11 protein-coding genes are annotated in these 15,009 nt (G+C 73.2%); 2 read left to right on the top strand and 9 right to left on the bottom strand.

The window, feature by feature from the left end:
* Positions 1–33 precede the first annotated feature (33 nt).
* The 4 genes from VGP36_21120 to VGP36_21135 form a co-directional block, all read right to left on the bottom strand.
* Positions 34–975, bottom strand: a complete 942-nt coding sequence (locus tag VGP36_21120; protein HEV7657210.1) for a glycosyltransferase family A protein — start codon at positions 973–975, stop codon at positions 34–36.
* Positions 972–2,432: a sulfotransferase gene (locus VGP36_21125; protein HEV7657211.1), complete on the bottom strand. Its 1,461-nt coding sequence runs from the start codon at positions 2,430–2,432 to the stop codon at positions 972–974. Before VGP36_21125 ends, VGP36_21120 begins: the two co-directional genes overlap by 4 nt.
* Positions 2,429–2,872 carry a UDP-N-acetylglucosamine--LPS N-acetylglucosamine transferase gene (locus VGP36_21130; protein ID HEV7657212.1) on the bottom strand — a complete coding sequence of 148 codons (444 nt, stop codon included), beginning with the start codon at positions 2,870–2,872 and terminating at the stop codon, positions 2,429–2,431. Before VGP36_21130 ends, VGP36_21125 begins: the two co-directional genes overlap by 4 nt.
* 198 nt (positions 2,873–3,070) lie before the next feature.
* Positions 3,071–4,138: a hypothetical protein gene (locus VGP36_21135; GenBank protein HEV7657213.1), complete on the bottom strand. Its 1,068-nt coding sequence runs from the start codon at positions 4,136–4,138 to the stop codon at positions 3,071–3,073.
* Positions 4,139–4,327: 189 nt separating this feature from the next.
* Between VGP36_21135 and VGP36_21140 the strand changes: the two genes are divergently transcribed.
* A complete protein-coding gene (locus VGP36_21140; protein HEV7657214.1) occupies positions 4,328–5,278 on the top strand; it encodes a sulfotransferase in 951 nt (316 codons plus the stop codon).
* Between the two features lie 66 nt (positions 5,279–5,344).
* Here the strand turns inward: VGP36_21140 and VGP36_21145 are convergent, their stop codons facing one another.
* Positions 5,345–7,234 carry a polysaccharide biosynthesis C-terminal domain-containing protein gene (locus VGP36_21145; protein ID HEV7657215.1) on the bottom strand — a complete coding sequence of 630 codons (1,890 nt, stop codon included), beginning with the start codon at positions 7,232–7,234 and terminating at the stop codon, positions 5,345–5,347.
* A 219-nt stretch (positions 7,235–7,453) separates the two neighbouring features.
* Between VGP36_21145 and VGP36_21150 the strand changes: the two genes are divergently transcribed.
* The gene (locus VGP36_21150; GenBank protein ID HEV7657216.1) at positions 7,454–10,381 is read left to right on the top strand and encodes a PKD domain-containing protein; all 2,928 of its coding nucleotides are present in this window, start codon (positions 7,454–7,456) and stop codon (positions 10,379–10,381) included.
* A gap of 113 nt (positions 10,382–10,494) precedes the next feature.
* Here the strand turns inward: VGP36_21150 and VGP36_21155 are convergent, their stop codons facing one another.
* Genes VGP36_21155 through VGP36_21170 form a run of 4 tightly spaced genes read right to left on the bottom strand, consistent with a single transcriptional unit; the run spans position 10,495 to position 15,006 of the window.
* Entirely contained in the window at positions 10,495–11,382 is an 888-nt protein-coding gene (locus tag VGP36_21155) for a sulfotransferase domain-containing protein (protein ID HEV7657217.1), read from the bottom strand.
* 23 nt (positions 11,383–11,405) lie between these two features.
* Positions 11,406–12,632, bottom strand: a complete 1,227-nt coding sequence (locus tag VGP36_21160; protein ID HEV7657218.1) for a hypothetical protein — start codon at positions 12,630–12,632, stop codon at positions 11,406–11,408.
* Positions 12,629–14,044, bottom strand: a complete 1,416-nt coding sequence (locus VGP36_21165; protein HEV7657219.1) for a hypothetical protein — start codon at positions 14,042–14,044, stop codon at positions 12,629–12,631. The genes VGP36_21160 and VGP36_21165 overlap by 4 nt, the downstream gene beginning before the upstream one ends.
* On the bottom strand, positions 14,041–15,006 hold the full coding sequence (locus VGP36_21170) for a DUF3048 domain-containing protein (GenBank protein HEV7657220.1): 966 nt from the start codon (positions 15,004–15,006) through the stop codon (positions 14,041–14,043). Before VGP36_21170 ends, VGP36_21165 begins: the two co-directional genes overlap by 4 nt.
* Between the last annotated feature and the right edge of the window lie 3 nt (positions 15,007–15,009).

Genomic DNA, 15,009 nt, shown 5'->3' on the forward strand with positions numbered 1-15,009 from the left:
GGGATCACCCCGGGGGCCTCGTGCTGCCGTCGGCTAGATCCCGCGGCCGCGGGAGTTCAGCTCGCGGACCACCCGCTCGCCGGTGACCGCCTTGGACGCCACCGCCAGCGCCAGCACCGCCCGCGGCTCGGTCGGCTTGAGCCGGGCCGTCTTCGCCGCCCAGCGCAGCGCCTGCCGCCGGTTGCCCAGCGCGGCCTCCGCGAACGCGATCTGCCCGGTCAGCCGGGCCGCCCCGGCGCGCTCGCCGTAGAAGTCGGGGTACGTGACCAGCAGCCGCTGCAGCGCGGCCGAGACCGTCGCCCAGCGCCCGGTGAAGTACGACTTCTGGTGCCAGAGCACCTCGACGTGCACGCTTGGCAGCGACCGGATCGGCGCGACCCGGGCCGCCCGCAGCAGCAGCTCGTAGTCCTCGGCGTAGCTGCCCGGCAGCTCCTCGTCGACCAGCCCGATCTCGTCCAGCAGCGCGCGCCGGATCAGGAACGTGGACGGGTGCAGCTCGGTCAGCCGGTCCCGCAGCAGGTCGGTGAACGTGACCCGGTCCGCGGACAGGGTGCGCTCGACCAGCCGGTCGCCGTACCGGACCTGGATCCCGCAGCAGACGAACGACGCCTCCGGGTCGGACCGCAGCACCGCGACCTGTGCGGACAGCTTGTCCGGCAGCCAGCGGTCGTCGTCGTCGCAGAAGGCGACCAGCTCGGTCTCGACCAGCGCGATGCCGGAGTTGCGGGCGCCGGCCAGGCCGGGGGAGCGGACGTTGCGGGTGACCGCGACCCGGTCCTCTTCCAGCTCGGTGTCCGGCTCGCTGCTGTCGTGCACGACGATGCAGCGGACCTCGCCCGGGTAGTCCTGGGCCAGCACCGCGGCCACGGCCTTGCGGACCAGCTGCGGCCGGTCCCGGGTCGGGATCACCACGGTCACCGCCGGGTACGTCCCGGCGCCGGTCGTGTCCTGCTCCGCGGCCGGCGAACCGGTCACTTGTCCCCCCGCAGCTGGTAGCCGTAGCCGGTCATCGGCCACGCGGTCAGCGCCGACACGCCGAGCCGGGTCCGCGGCGGCATCTCCCGCCGCCAGGCGTCGTCGGCCCGCAGCGTCAGCCGGCCGGTGGAGAACCGCATCGGGTTGCCGCCGATCGTGTGGCTGCGGCCGAGCTCCGCGCTGTCGGAGTGCAGGAACCGCAGCGACTCCTCGTCGGCCGGCAGCCCCAGGTAGGCCAGCACCTCGCTGAGCACGCCCACCGGCTCGGCCACCAGGTCCTCGTACCGGATCCGGTGGACCGCGGTGCCGAGCCGGCCGAGCAGGTCGAACAGCGCGTTGTTGGCCGTCCAGAGCACGGCCGCGCGGGCCGGCGTGTAGGTCGGCATGTCCTCGGCGTCCCGCTCCGGCCGGCTCACCCGCTTCGACCACGAGTACGCCACGCCGCGGCTGTCGCGGACCATGTGCAGCACCCGCAGGTCCAGGTCGGCGGCCCGGCGCAGCGCGAAGGCCAGCGAGGCGTGCTTGCTCGCGTCGACCAGCACCGCGTCGCCGGTGACCTCGGCGACGCCCCGGTAGAGCCGCCGGTAGAGGTCGCAGTATTCGTCGACCATGCGGGCCTGCTTGGCCGAGGCGGCCGGGGCGGCCAGCAGCGGCACGTACCGGGTCCGGTCGACCGCGGCCTTCAGGGCCAGCACCTGCTCGACGTCGAGCCGGTCCCAGCCGCCGAACGCGGCGGCGCCGACCGCCCGCCAGTGCGGACAGCGGGAGAACGGCTCGCCGCAGCCGCAACGCTCGTCGTCGCGCAGCGCCCGTTCCCACAGGTGCACGGACTCGCCGATCGCGGTCACCCCGGGCACCTCGGCCAGCATCCGCTCCAGCAGCGTCGACCCGGACCGGCCGAAGCCGCCGAGGAACGCGATCCGAGGCCGGTCCACGGCCGCGGGCGGCGGCGTCTCGACCCGCAGCAGCCCGTCGACCAGCCGGCCCAGCCGCCGGGTGGTGCTCACGATCTCCTCCGGCGTCCCGACCGCGGCACCGCGGCCGGCGACGGCCGCCGCGTCCAGCGCGTCGCGCAACGCCGCCTCGTCCTCGGCCACCGTGACCAGGCCGCTGGAGCCGAGCCGGCGGGAGAACAACTGCTGGTGGTCGTCGACGTGCTCGTCGCGCGCCGGGTCGCGCGGCACCACGATCGGGCGGTGGCCGGCCTTGCGGGCCTCGGAGATCGTCGCCGGGCCGCCGTGGCTGACCACCACGTCGACGGCGGCGATCTCGGACTGCACCTTGGCCCAGTCCAGGTAAGGCTGGCCGGCCGCGAACTCCGGCGGGCGGGAGGTGCCGTGCTGGACCAGCACGTCGGCGCCGCGGTCGGCGGCCCACCGGTCCACCCAGGCGACCAGCCGGTCGAAGCGGTGGTGATCCGTCCCGACCAGCACCAGCACCCGCGGAGCCGCGCTCACAGCAGCGGCCCCACGACGACGGAGCCCGGGTAGAACCGGCGCTGCTCCTCCCACTGCACCAGGAACAGTCGGGTGAACGGGCGGCACAGCCGGCCGGTGAGCGTGGGGGAGTCGATGCGGTCGTACACCTCGAGATAGACCGTGGGAATTCCGCGCAGCCAGCCGAGGACGAAGAAAGGAACCGCGACGCCGGCACCGGTGGACACGATCACGGCCGGTTTCACCTTACGCAAGAGCCTGAATGCGAGACCCATGTTGCGGAGGAGGTTCGGAATGTTACGGGTGGTGGGATAATGCGCCCAGGCGACCTTCTCGCCCGGCAGCTGCGATTTGGCGTCCGGGGTCGGAAAGGTGACCCAGGCCCGCGGCCGGTCCCCCCACCAGGACCGCAGCGCGAGCAGTTGGGCGAGGTGCCCGCCGCTGGAACCCACCAGCAGCACCGGTCCTTGTCCCCCGGGCATTCGCGACCTCTCCGCCGCCGCGAAGGCAGCCGTCATCGTCTCCACCCCCAGCGCGGCGACCGGTCCGGCCCGCCGCGCAGTCGACCCGCCGAGAAATGCGGCTCCGTATCGCGAATCTACCGGCGTCGGCGACCGGACGGGGCCGTACGGGCGAACGAATGGTGAACCGCACCCTACTCAGCGCCGGACGGGCAGCCGTCTGGGGTTGAAGTACGGCTCGGCCAGCAACTGTCCGAACTGCTCCACCGCGTCGCCCTGCAGCGCCAGCTGCGCCCGTGGACCCTTGGTCTTGTCGTTCGAGTCGAAGTAGACCAGCGCCTTGATCGACGGGTTGTCCTCGGTGACCTGCTCGGCCTGGTCCAGCCACGCGGTCTGGCCGCCGGGGAACTGGTCCGAGGTGGCCCACTCGCCGATCATGATCGGCTTGGACGGGTGGCCCTTGGCCCAGTCCAGGAACGGTGCGGTCGCGGTGCCGAAGCTGTCCAGCTGCTGGCCGGTGTAGACGTCCGCGCAGACCCAGTCCACGTCGGAGTCGCCGGGGTAGTACGGCGCGGCCCGGTCGGCGGCGAAGCCGGCCGCGAGCGGGCACCAGACCCAGGAGACGTTGGTCGCCTTCTCCTCGGTGAAGATCATCCGGATGTGCCGCCAGGCCGCGATGAAGTCCTGCGGGGTCCAGATGCTCGCCTGCAGGTTGGGCCGGTCCATCTCCCAGCGCCAGCGCAGGAAGATCGGCTTGCCCAGGTCCCGGACCGCGCGGGCCCGCTGCCGGATCATGTCGTCGTACCGGCCGCTCTGGATGACCCGGGTGTCGGTGCCGGCCCAGGACAGCAGCAGCATCCGGTTGTTGTCGGCGGCCCACTTGTCGGCCGCGTCCGGGAACTCGTCGTCCCACGGGTGATAGGTCTGCACGATGTCCATCTGCCGGCCGGTCTTCTGCTCGAAGTCGGTGACGGCGTCGATGCGGCCCTGCGGGGTGTAGTCGCTGTCGGGCTGCACGTACGCGCCGACGTACGCGCCCTTGGCCGGGGGCTTGGGGCCGTCGCTGGGCAGGCTGCTCGGCAGCGGCGGCGGGAGGCTGCTCGCCGGCCCGGCCAGGCCCGGGGTGGCGTTGTCGTCGTGGTTGACCACGGTCAGGACCGCGCCGGCCACGGCCACGATCGCCACCACCACGCCGGCGATCACCACCAGCCGCCAGCGTCGTCTGCCCCGGCCGACATCGTCGTTCAGCCGATGTCCTTCACCCACTGCCCAGACCCCTTAGCTGCATTCCTCCACCCCCGTGCGGCCGTTCGGCCCCGTGCCGCACGCGTGGAGCCTTCCACATGTGCAAGCCGACTGTGCGGGGTCCCGGGCCTGCGCCCCGTTCAGGGGACGCTGCTCGCGTACGGCCACTACAGTTCACCCGGGGTTTGCTCAGCGTGAGGGGGAACGAGGATGACTACGCCGGTGCCGGTCGCGTTCGTGGGGGGTCACGGGCGCAGCGGCAGCACACTGCTGTCGCGGGTGCTCGGCGCGGTGCCGGGGTTCGTCACTGTCGGTGAGCTCTGCTACCTCTGGGACCAGGGCGTCGTCATGGACCGGATGTGCGGCTGCGGGAAGTCGTTCTCCGAGTGCGAGTTCTGGACCGCGGTCGGCAAGGAGGCGTTCGGCGGCTGGGACCAGGTCGACGCCAAGCGGCTGCTGACCCTGCGCAAGGCGGTCGAGCGGGTCCGGTACACGCCGCTGCTGTCCGCGCCCGCGCTCGCCCCCGACTACAACCGCAAGCTGCACGAGTACGCGGCGGCCATGTCGAGTGTGTACGCGTCGGTCCGGACCGTCAGCGGGGCGGAGGTCGTCGTCGACACCTCGAAGTACCCGTCCTCGGCGTACCTGCTGCGGCACGTGCCGGACGTCGAGCTCAAGCTCGTGCACCTGATCCGCTCGGTCTACGGCGTCTGCTACTCCTGGTCGAAGACCGTCGCCCGGCCGGACCGGGACGGCAAGCCGATGCCGACGTACCCGCCGGCCCGGACCGCGGCCGAGTGGGTGGCGTTCAATTTCCTGCTCGACGCGCTGCGGCTGCGGGGCGTGCCGGCCGAGCTGGTGCACTACGAGGACTTCGTGGCCAAGCCGCGGGAGACGCTGGCCGGCATCGTCCGGTTCCTGCTCGGCCGGGACGCCTCCGAGGCCGACCTGGCGTTCGTGGGGGAGTCCAGCGTGGAGTTGCCGCGCGACCACAGCGTGGCCGGCAACCCGATGCGGTTCCGGTCCGGTCCCGAGCAGCTCACGCTCGACGAGGCCTGGCGGACGAAGCTGGACCCGAAGGCCCGCCGGGTGATCAGCTTGGTCAGCGGGCCGGCCATCCTCCGCTACGGGTACGGCTCGGACCTGCGCAAGTCCGCCTGACGCCGGGCCGCGCTCAGGCGCGGGGGCCGCGCGGGGCCGCGCTCAGGCGCAGGGCGCGCTCGGCGCTCAGGCGCGGTGGCGGCCGCGGCCGGTCGGGGCCGGCTTGCGCGGGGTGGTCAGGCGGGGCGGCGCGGCGACCTTGGTCCCGTTCCTTCCTCCGTCGACCGCGGTCCCGTTCCGGGCCGGCGCGGCGCCGTTCGCGCCCGCACCGGCAGGGGCCGGGCCGACCGGAGCCGGACCCGGGCCCGGGCCGCCGGATCCCGGACCGCCGGGCCCGCCGGGACCGCCCCGGGGACCGCGCCGCCGGCCGCCGATGAACGCGTCGAGCACGAGGGCGCGGCGGAACTTCCACAGCGCCCCGGCCCACAGCAGCGCCGCCACCACCGAGGCCGCCAGCGCCGGCACCAGCCGGTCGCCGAAGGCCACCCGGGCGATCACCGCCGGCGGCAGCACCGTGGCCGTGCACAGCACGACCGCCGTGACGCTGGACCGGCCGACCGGGTGCAGCCCGGTCGCGACGAGCAGCTGCGCCAGCGGCACCAGGTTCGCGACCAGGATCGAGACGGCCCAGCCGATGGCCGCGCCGAGGATCCCGATCTGGGGGATGAGGATCAGGTCGACGCCGACCTGGACGACCAGTGCCAGGACGGCCTTGGCCAGGTTCCAGGTGCTCTTGCCGGCCATCATCAGCACGGTGTCGACCTGGCCGCTGGCGGTGGCGACCAGCATCGCGCCGCAGAGCACGACCACGACGTCGGTGGCGCTGGCGTACCGGTGGCCGAAGATGCTGAGCAGGCCGGCCGGGAACGCGCCGACGAGCAGGTAGAGCGGCCAGGTGGTGAGCACCAGCCAGCTGGTCGTGGTGCGGTAGAGCATCCCGGCCTCGTCCAGGTCCTTGCGGGCCAGCGCGGCCGACAGCCGCGGCTGCAGCGCCACCGAGATGGCCTGGTTGCCCAGCTGCCCGACGACCAGGAACCGGGTCGCGGCCGAGTAGAGCGCGGCCGGCACCGGGCCCAGGATCGAGATGATCAGCAGCACGTCGGCCCGCTGCAGGCCGACCTGGGTCAGCGAGATCAGGGCCCGGGGACCGGTGAAGCGCCAGTACTCCCGGCGGTCGAAGCCGGACGGCGCCGCGTCGGAGCGGCGGGCCCGGTTCAGCGCCGCCATCCGCCGGGCCGGCAGCCAGGACAGCAGCGTCGCGGGCAGGTAGGGCACGGTCCAGGCCAGCACGAGCAGCAGCACGCTGTGCGTCGGCACGACCAGCACGACCAGCACGACCAGCACCAGCTGGGCCAGCGGCCGGGCGATCCGCTCGATCAGCACCGTGGTCCGCATCCGGCCGAAGCCGCGGGTGATCGACTGCAGCACGTCGCCCAGCGCGGCGAACGGCAGCGCCAGCCCGCACAGCCGCAGCACCAGCACCACGCCGCTGCTGGTGTTGCCGAGCACATGCTCGGCGATCTGCGGCGCGAGCAGCAGCATCCCCAGGCCCAGGACCGAGGAGACGGCCAGCGTCGAGCGCACCGAGAGCCGCAGGCACTCGGCGACCTCCTGCGGCGAGCCGAGCAGCCGCAGCCGGGGCAGGAAGTAGATCGCGCCGCCGCCGGTGCCGACCCGGCCGATCGTGGACAGCAGCAGGATCAGCGAGGTGATGGAGAAGAAGATGCCGGCGTTGGCCTGGCTCATCGCCCGGGCCACCACGACCGACAGCAGCAGGTTCGCGACCGTCGTGATGCCGGCACCGAAGAGGTTCACGCCGCCGCCGCGGGCCACTGCCTCAACACTGCTACGCCGGTCGGCCCCGTCCGCGTCCGGGGCGGGGGCGACCTCGACCGCCCGTTCCTCCGCGAACTCGATCGCCGCCGGGGCCGTCGGCGGCAGCGCCAGCCGGACCGTCGCCTCGGGGTCCAGCTGCACGGTCGCCTCCGGATCGAAGGCGGGCGGCGGGCTGGTCACGCCCCAGCCTGTCACACGGCCCATGATTGCCGGGCCCGTTCGCCGCATCGGCGGGTGCAGGTCACACCGGCTGCATTCCGTGATTTATTTACTGCGCTGCGTAAGCGGGAGATTTGTCAAGACCCACATATGAACCTAGGTACTCCTCTACGTTGTGAATACCTGCTCGGGTGCCCCTCACCAATCGACGCCCGGGCCTTTCCTGGGGGAACAACAATCGTGTTGCGTAAGCGCGTGCTGGCCGCGGTCGTCGCGGCGGCTCTCTCCGCGACCGGCGCCACCGTGGTGTCGCTGTCGCTGTTCGCCGACCAGGCCGGTGCGGTGAGCACACCGCAGTCGACGCTGGTCAGCGACGTGCCTATGGCGGGCACGCCGAACGTCACCGACGGCTCCGTGCAGACCTTCGTCCAGATGGGCAGCAAGGTCTTCGCCGGCGGCACGTTCACCTCCCTGACCCTGCCGGGCTCGACGACCGCGGTCTCGCGGACGTACCTGCTCGCGGTCGACGCGACCACCGGCGCGCTGGACACCACCTTCGCGCCCGTCCTCGACGGCAATGTGAACGCGCTGCTGCCGGGTCCGACGCCGGGCACCGTCTACATCGGCGGTGCCTTCAACACGGTGAACGGCACGAAGTCGAAAAGCATCGCGCTGCTCGACGCCACCACCGGCGCGCTGATCCCGACCTTCAAGTTCCCGCCGATGAACGGCGTCGTGAACGACCTGGCGATGACCGGGGGCCGGCTGTTGGTGGCCGGCACGTTCACCACGCTCGGTCCGAACCCGCGGCCGGGTCTCGGCTCGCTCAACCCGAGCACCGGCGCGGTCGACACCTACCTGACGATCCCGGTGGCCGGTCACCACAACTACCCGCACTTGGACCGGTTCGGTAACCCCGTCGGCGCCCAGGCCCCGGTCGGCGTCTCCAAGATCGACGTCACGCCGGACGGCACCCGCATGGTGATGATCGGCAACTTCCTCACCGCCGGCGGCCTGGACCGCGACCAGATCGCGATGGTCAACCTGACCAGCACGACCGCGGCGGTCGACCCGAACTGGCGGACCGCCCGGTTCACCGACGACTGCATCTTCAACGCGTACGACAGCTACATCCGGGACGTGGACTTCTCCACCGACGGGGCGTACTTCGTGGTGGTGGCGACCGGCGGCCCGGCCACCGGCTCGCTCTGCGACAGCGCCACCCGCTGGGAGACCAACGGCAGCGGCACCGCCGTCCAGCCGACCTGGATCGACTACACCGGCGGCGACACGCTGCTGTCCGTCGCGATCACCGGCACGGCCGTGTACGTCGGCGGCCACCAGCGTTGGCTGAACAACTCCAACGGCCGTGACTCCGCGGGCGCCGGCTCCGTGCCGCGCCCGGGCGTCGCCGCCCTGGACCCGGTCAACGGCGTGCCGTTCTCCTGGAACCCCGGTCGCAACCCGCGCGGCGCCGGTGCGTACGCGGTGTACGCGACGCCCACCGGCCTCTGGGTCGGCAGCGACACGGACTGGATCGGCAACTTCGCGTTGAAGCGCGGCAAGATGGCGTTCTTCCCGCTGGACGGCGGCACCGCGGTCGGCGCGAACAGCACCGGCCGGCTGCCCGGCAACGTGATCATCGGCTCGCCCACCGCGGCGCCGACCACCGCGGTCTCCCGGGCCTACGACGGGACGACGGTCGCCTCCACCTCGACGCTGCCCAGCAGCGGCCTGGACTGGAGCACCACCCGCGGCGCGGTCATGGTCGACGGCAAGGTCTTCTACGGCTCGGCCACCGACAGCAACTTCTACTGGCGGACGTTCGACGGCAGCGTGTTCGGCCCGGCGAACCTGATCGACCCGTACGGCGACCCGGCGTGGTCCACTGTGGACACCGGCTCCGGGCAGACGTACCTCGGCAGGAAGTCCGGGTTCTACGCGGAGATCCCGAGCGTGACCTCGGAGTTCTACAGCGGCGGGCGGCTCTACTACACGCTGTCCGGGCAGACGCCGATGTTCTACCGGTACTTCACCCCGCAGAGCGGCATCCTCGGCGCCGACCGCTTCCAGGTCGCCGGCACGACGAACTGGAGCGACACCGGCGGCGCGTTCCTGGACGGGACGAACCTCTACCTGACGTCCCGCACCGCCGGGAACCTGCGCCGGATCACCTTCTCCGGCGGGGTCTTCGGGACCACGTCCACCACCGTCAGCGGCCCGGCCGTGGACGGCAAGGACTGGCGGGGCAAGTCGGTGTTCCTGTCCACGATCGGCGCGAACGTGTTGCCGACCGCGGCCTTCACCACCAACTGCGGCGGGCTGAGCTGCACCGTGGACGGCACGTCCTCCTCCGACCCGGACGGCGCGATCGCCTCGTACGCCTGGGACTTCGGGGACGGGACGACCGGGACCGGGGCGACGCTGACCCACGCGTACGCGGCGGCCGGGTCGTACACGATCACGCTGACGGTGACCGACAGCCGGGGCGGGACCAACACGACCACGCGGCCGGTCACGGTCGCGGCACCGACCACGGTGATCGCCTTCCGGGGCGCGGCCAACGCCAACGTCAACGCGGCCACGGTCACCGTCGCCGTGCCGGCGGCGGTGCAGGCCGGGGACGCGCTGGTGGCGACCGCGACGGTCAACGCCGACACCGTGACGGTCGGCGACCCGGCCGGCTGGACCCGGATCGACACGGCGACCACCACCGGCATCCAGACCATCGTCTGGACCAAGGTGGCGACCGCGACGGACGCCGCCGCGGCCGTGACCGTCCCGCTGAGCGGCACGGTGAAGACCAGCCTGACCGTCGCGGCCTGGTCCGGGACCTCGGCGACCAGCCCGGTCGCGGTGTTCGCGCACAAGGTGGACACCGTGGCGACCGCGTCGCACACGACGCCGGCCGTGACCGTGGCGACGCCGGGCAGCTGGGTCGTCTCGTACTGGGCGGACAAGTCCTCGGCCACGACGGCCTGGACGGCCCCGGCCGGTCAGACCGTCCGCAACGTCTCCATCGGCACGGCGAGCGGGCGGGTCACCTCGCTGCTCACCGACGGCGGGACGACGGCGACGCCGGGCGCGGCGGGATCGCTCACCGCGACCACCGACGCGGCCGGGACCAAGGCGACCACCCTCACCCTGGTGCTCGCGCCCGCGAGCTGAGCTGACAAGCCCGGAAGGGCCCGGTGCGCATCGGCACCGGGGCCCTTCTGTCTGTCCGGAACAGGCGAAGGCCCGGTACGCGGGAGGCGTACCGGGCCTTCGAGCGGGTGGGATCAGGCGCGCCAGCTGGGGGGCGCGCCGAGCCAGGACTCGAGCTCCGCGTCGGAGTCGGCGAGCCGGCCCTCCAGCGAGGTCCGCAGGGAGTCCGGCATCGGCGCGCGCGGCCGGGCGTTGTGCTTGTCGAACACGACGCCGCCGGCACGGCCGATGCCGAGGAAGTCGACGACCTCGTCGAAGACCGGCTCCGGGTCGGTGAAGAACCGCTGGCTGTCCACGACGTGCATCCGGTCCCGGCCGAACAGCCCCGCCAGCCGTGCCAGCTGCGCCGCGTACCGCCCGCGGGTCACGTACGCGTGGTGCTGGTGCGAGTGGGACTGGTACGTCGGGTCGGCGATCAGCTTGGCCTCCTCGCCCGCCAGCCGGACCGGCTCCAGCTCCAGCGCCTTGGAGAACGGCTCGGTCTCGAAGCCCCGGGCCGTCTCGTGGGTGTGGGCCGAGTACGCCCGCTCGACCGGGTCGCGCAGCAGCACCAGCAGCTTCACGCCCGGCAGGTCGTTCTCGATCCGCTTCCCGGCCAGCGGGTGGAACAGGTAGTACGGGCTGGACTCGCCGGTGATCGGCAGCCGGTCCGGCGCCGGCGCGGCCCGGCGGGCGCTGGCCAGGAGCGGGAAGTGACCGCGGTACCAGGCGGGCCCGTGCCCGTAGCCGGTGTCGAAGTAGTGCGCGCCCTTGTGCAGCACGGCCGGCAGCACCATCGGGTGCTGGGACAGCGTCTTGTACATCGACGTCGTCCCGCAGCGCTGCGCCCCGACGATGAGGAACGACGGCGTCATCCGGGCCGAGGCGGTGAACCGCCCGGTCGTCCGCGCCGTCGCCCGGGCCAGCTCCTGCAGCCGCGGCTGCTCCTTGAGCGTGGACTTGAGCGTGCCTACCCCCACCACGAACCGAACCCCTCCCCTTGATCTCAGCGCGCGACGACCGGTGCGGCCGCCCGAGCGGCGGCCAGCACCCCCTCGGTCATGCTGCGCCAGCTCCCCCACCTTGTCTGACCGTCGCCGACGTACCGGGTCAGGATCTCGACCAGGTAGAGCGCGGCGACGACCGCCGCGGACTCGGCCGGTACCCCCACCGGCGCGAGCAGCCCGGGCGCCCGCCGGACCGAGTCGGCCGCGGCCCGGCCGGCCTGCTCGACGTGCGCGAGCGCCCGCGGCTGCAGGTCGTAGTGCAGCGCGTCGAAGCCGACCGGCACGCCGCCGCCGAACCGCTCCCAGTCCCAGGCCAGCACCGTGTCCGCGACGACCGCCGTGTTCCACGGGGTCCAGTCGCCGTGCCAGGAGCCGATCCGCAGGTCGGTGGTCGCGCCGGCGAGCGAGTCCAGGGCGGCGATGAGCCCGTCGCGGGCCTCGCCCGGCGGCAGGTCCGCGACCCGCTTGCGCAGCCCCCGCACGTACGGGCCGTCGACCGGCTCGGTCGAGATGCCGCCCACGGCCGCGACCTCGGCGGTGGCGGCGGCGAGCCGCTCGTCGGAGGGGCGGCGGGGGCGGCGGACCGGCAGCGGGGACTGGACCAGGATCTCCAGCCCGCGCCAGGACCCGCCGGACAGCGCCTTTGGCGGGGTCACCTGCCGCAACCCGGCCTTGGCCAGCATCCGCAGCGTCGCGGTCTCGGCCGCGACCAGCCGGCCGGTGAGCACGGTGGTGGCGACCTTCGCGTACCCGACCGTACGGCCGTCGCCGTCGAGCAGCTGCAGGACGGGCTTGCGGTTCGCCCGGGCCGGCCCGAGGTGCAGGCTCATCAGCACCGGCCGGCCGAGCTCGCGGGAGAGGTGGTCCTCGATCGTGTCGCCGGCCCCGATCTCCAGCCGGTCCGGGACCAGCCGGTCGCCGGCCCCGGTCCGCAGCGCGGCGGCGGCCAGCCGGACCGCGAGCCGGCGGGCGGTCGAGGACTGCTCGCCGTAGCCGCGGACCGCGCCGCCGGCGGCCCGCGTCGTCCGCCGCGGCACCAGCAGCCGCGGGTGGGCCAGGCTGGGCAGGATCAGGTACGAGCGCCGGGCGCCCGCGTGCCGGGCCCGGCCCAGCGTCGCGGTGGCCGGCGCCGGCCAGAGCAGCGGGACCAGCTCGCGCAGGTACGCGACCCGGTCGTCGATCCCCTCGGCCGCGCGGGCCGGCGTCCCCCCGTGGTCCCCGGTCACGCCGCCTCCGCCTCCTCGTCCTTCAGGCGCCAGAGGATTCCGACGGCGATCATCTGGATGGCCAGCGGCCAGCCGACGGCGGAGTAGACGAACATGAACCACATCGACATCAGGATCGTCATCTGCGCCCCGATGCCGACGGCTGATCGCACTCCTCGGTAGTGCCAGAGGATCGCGAGGAAGAACGCCAGGTAGAGCCCCATCCCGACGAAGCCCTGGGCGAAGATCGTCAGCCAGAAGTGGCCGGTGCTGCCGATGTCGGCGTTGCCGCAGCGGGCACAGTTCGAGGACGTGCCGACCGCGATCGACTGGTAGCTGCCGCGGACCTCACGGGTCGTGCCCCAGCCGACGACCGGTGACTCGACCGCGCCCTGGAACGCCGCGTGCGCCAGGTTGGACCGGATGTCGTTGCTGTGCCCGTGGTCGAGCCGTTCCTGGACGACCGTGGCCAGCGGCGAGGCGGCGAAGACCACCGCCAGCGTGCCGACCGCCGCGGCCAGCCCGATGACCGTGGCCAGCCGGCCGCTCATCACCATCCGGGCGGCGAGCAGCAGCACCCCGAGCCCGAGACCGATCCAGAGCCCGCGGTTGAGCGAGTTGACGATCGGGATGAGCGCGACCAGCAGCACGCCGACCGCGAACAGCCGGAGCCGGGCCCGGGCCATCAGGCCCCAGACGATGAACCAGACGACCAGCAGCCCGGTGACGTTGCCCCAGGTGTTGGTGTACTCGAACGGCGCCTTCGGCCGGGGCGCGGTGAAGCCCAGCACGTCCTGGTTCTGCGCGGCCGACGGGTGCACCAGCACCTTGACGTACCCGTTGGAGGTCAGCGCGTGCGGCAGCACGAGCTCCACCGGCGAGGAGAAGTTGAAGCCGGGCGCGGCCAGGCCGAGCAGGCCGCCGGCGATCGCGACCACGAACAGCGTGGCCAGACAGTTGAGGATCGTCCGGACGGTCAGCCCGCGGGTCCGCATGTTGCCGACGTAGAGCATGACGATCGCGGAGGCGACGTAGTTGAACAGCCGCAACGAGTACGCGATGAGCTGGCTCGGCGCCCCGTGCGGCAGCGTGTCCGGCGCGGTCTTGCCCAGCATCAGCACGCTGACCAGCACGGCCAGCAGGAAACAGAGCCAGAGCGCGAACCCGCGCGGCACCCGCAGCGGCTTGATCCGGCGCAGCTGCCGGGCCATCGGGATGCTGAAGATGATGATCGAGAAGCTGCCGAGGCCGAGCGCCCACCAGAGCGGGAAGAACCCGACCAGCGCGACGAAGGGCCAGTACTGCGGCAGGCGCAGCCCGTGCGAGCGCAGCGCCCGGGTCAGCCACGGTCCGGTGCGGTGCGCGCTGTGCGCGGCGGTGTCGCCCGGGCCGCGGTCGCTGGGCCGGAACGGCCGGTCGACGGTGCTCGTCACGTGGCCACCTGCTGGGAACCGGGGGGCATGAGCACGACCCAGGTCGAGCCGGCCGCGAACCGCAGCGGCACCGACGCGTGGTCGACATAGCTGGTCACGCCCGGGACGGACCGCTTGATCCAGGTGCAGGGCGTGTACGTCGTCCCGGAGAACGCGTAGCAGCTGCCGGTACCGAGCACGCGGGCACTCTGCGCGTCCCGGTCCGGGTCGCGCAACCGCACCGCCTTGTACTCGACGGTCTGCACGATGAGGTTGCTCACCGCGACCCCCGGCGTCCCGGCCCGGGTCCACCGTTTCGCCGCGGCCGAGTACGTCCAGGTCTCGGCCGCCCCGCCCGGCGCGGTCAGGGTCACCGCGGAGGCGCTGCGCTTCAGGCTGGTGGTGAACGCGTCCCCGGTCGAGGCGTACGACAGCACCTGGGTCGGCGGCAGGGAGCCGGCCGGAGCGGCGGCCAGCACGGTGCTGGTCGAGGTCGTCGAGCCCGAGCTGACCTGGGCGATCCTGGCCTTGGCCAGCAGCTCCTCGACGCCGCTGGCGCCGCCGGTGTTGGCGTAGACCGGGCGCAGCATCGGCAGCAGCTGCGGGTCCAGCGGCCGGACGCTGCCGACCGGGCCGATGTCGGTGGCGTCCCGGGACTGGAAGACCGCGACCACGCGCGGCCCCCTCGGCGTCTCGTACTCCTGGTAGACGAGGTCGGCCTTGTCCAGGCCGACGGCACCGGACAGCGGCAGCGACACCACGACCGCCGGCCGCTTCGCCACCGCGGCCGAGACCGGGGTCGCGGTCAGCGGGGCGAGCGGCGTGTCCGCGGCGGTGCTGGGCGCCGCGGCCGTGGTCGCCGCGGCGGTCGTCGGGACCGGCGAGGCCGGCGAGGCCGGTTGCAGGCTGACCGTCGGGCTGCCCCCGCAGGCCGCCACCAGCAGGACCGCGCCGAGCGGCAGGAGGGTCTTCGCTCGGGACACCGG

Source organism: Mycobacteriales bacterium (genome assembly GCA_035995165.1).
Taxonomy (GTDB): domain Bacteria; phylum Actinomycetota; class Actinomycetes; order Mycobacteriales; family CADCTP01; genus CADCTP01.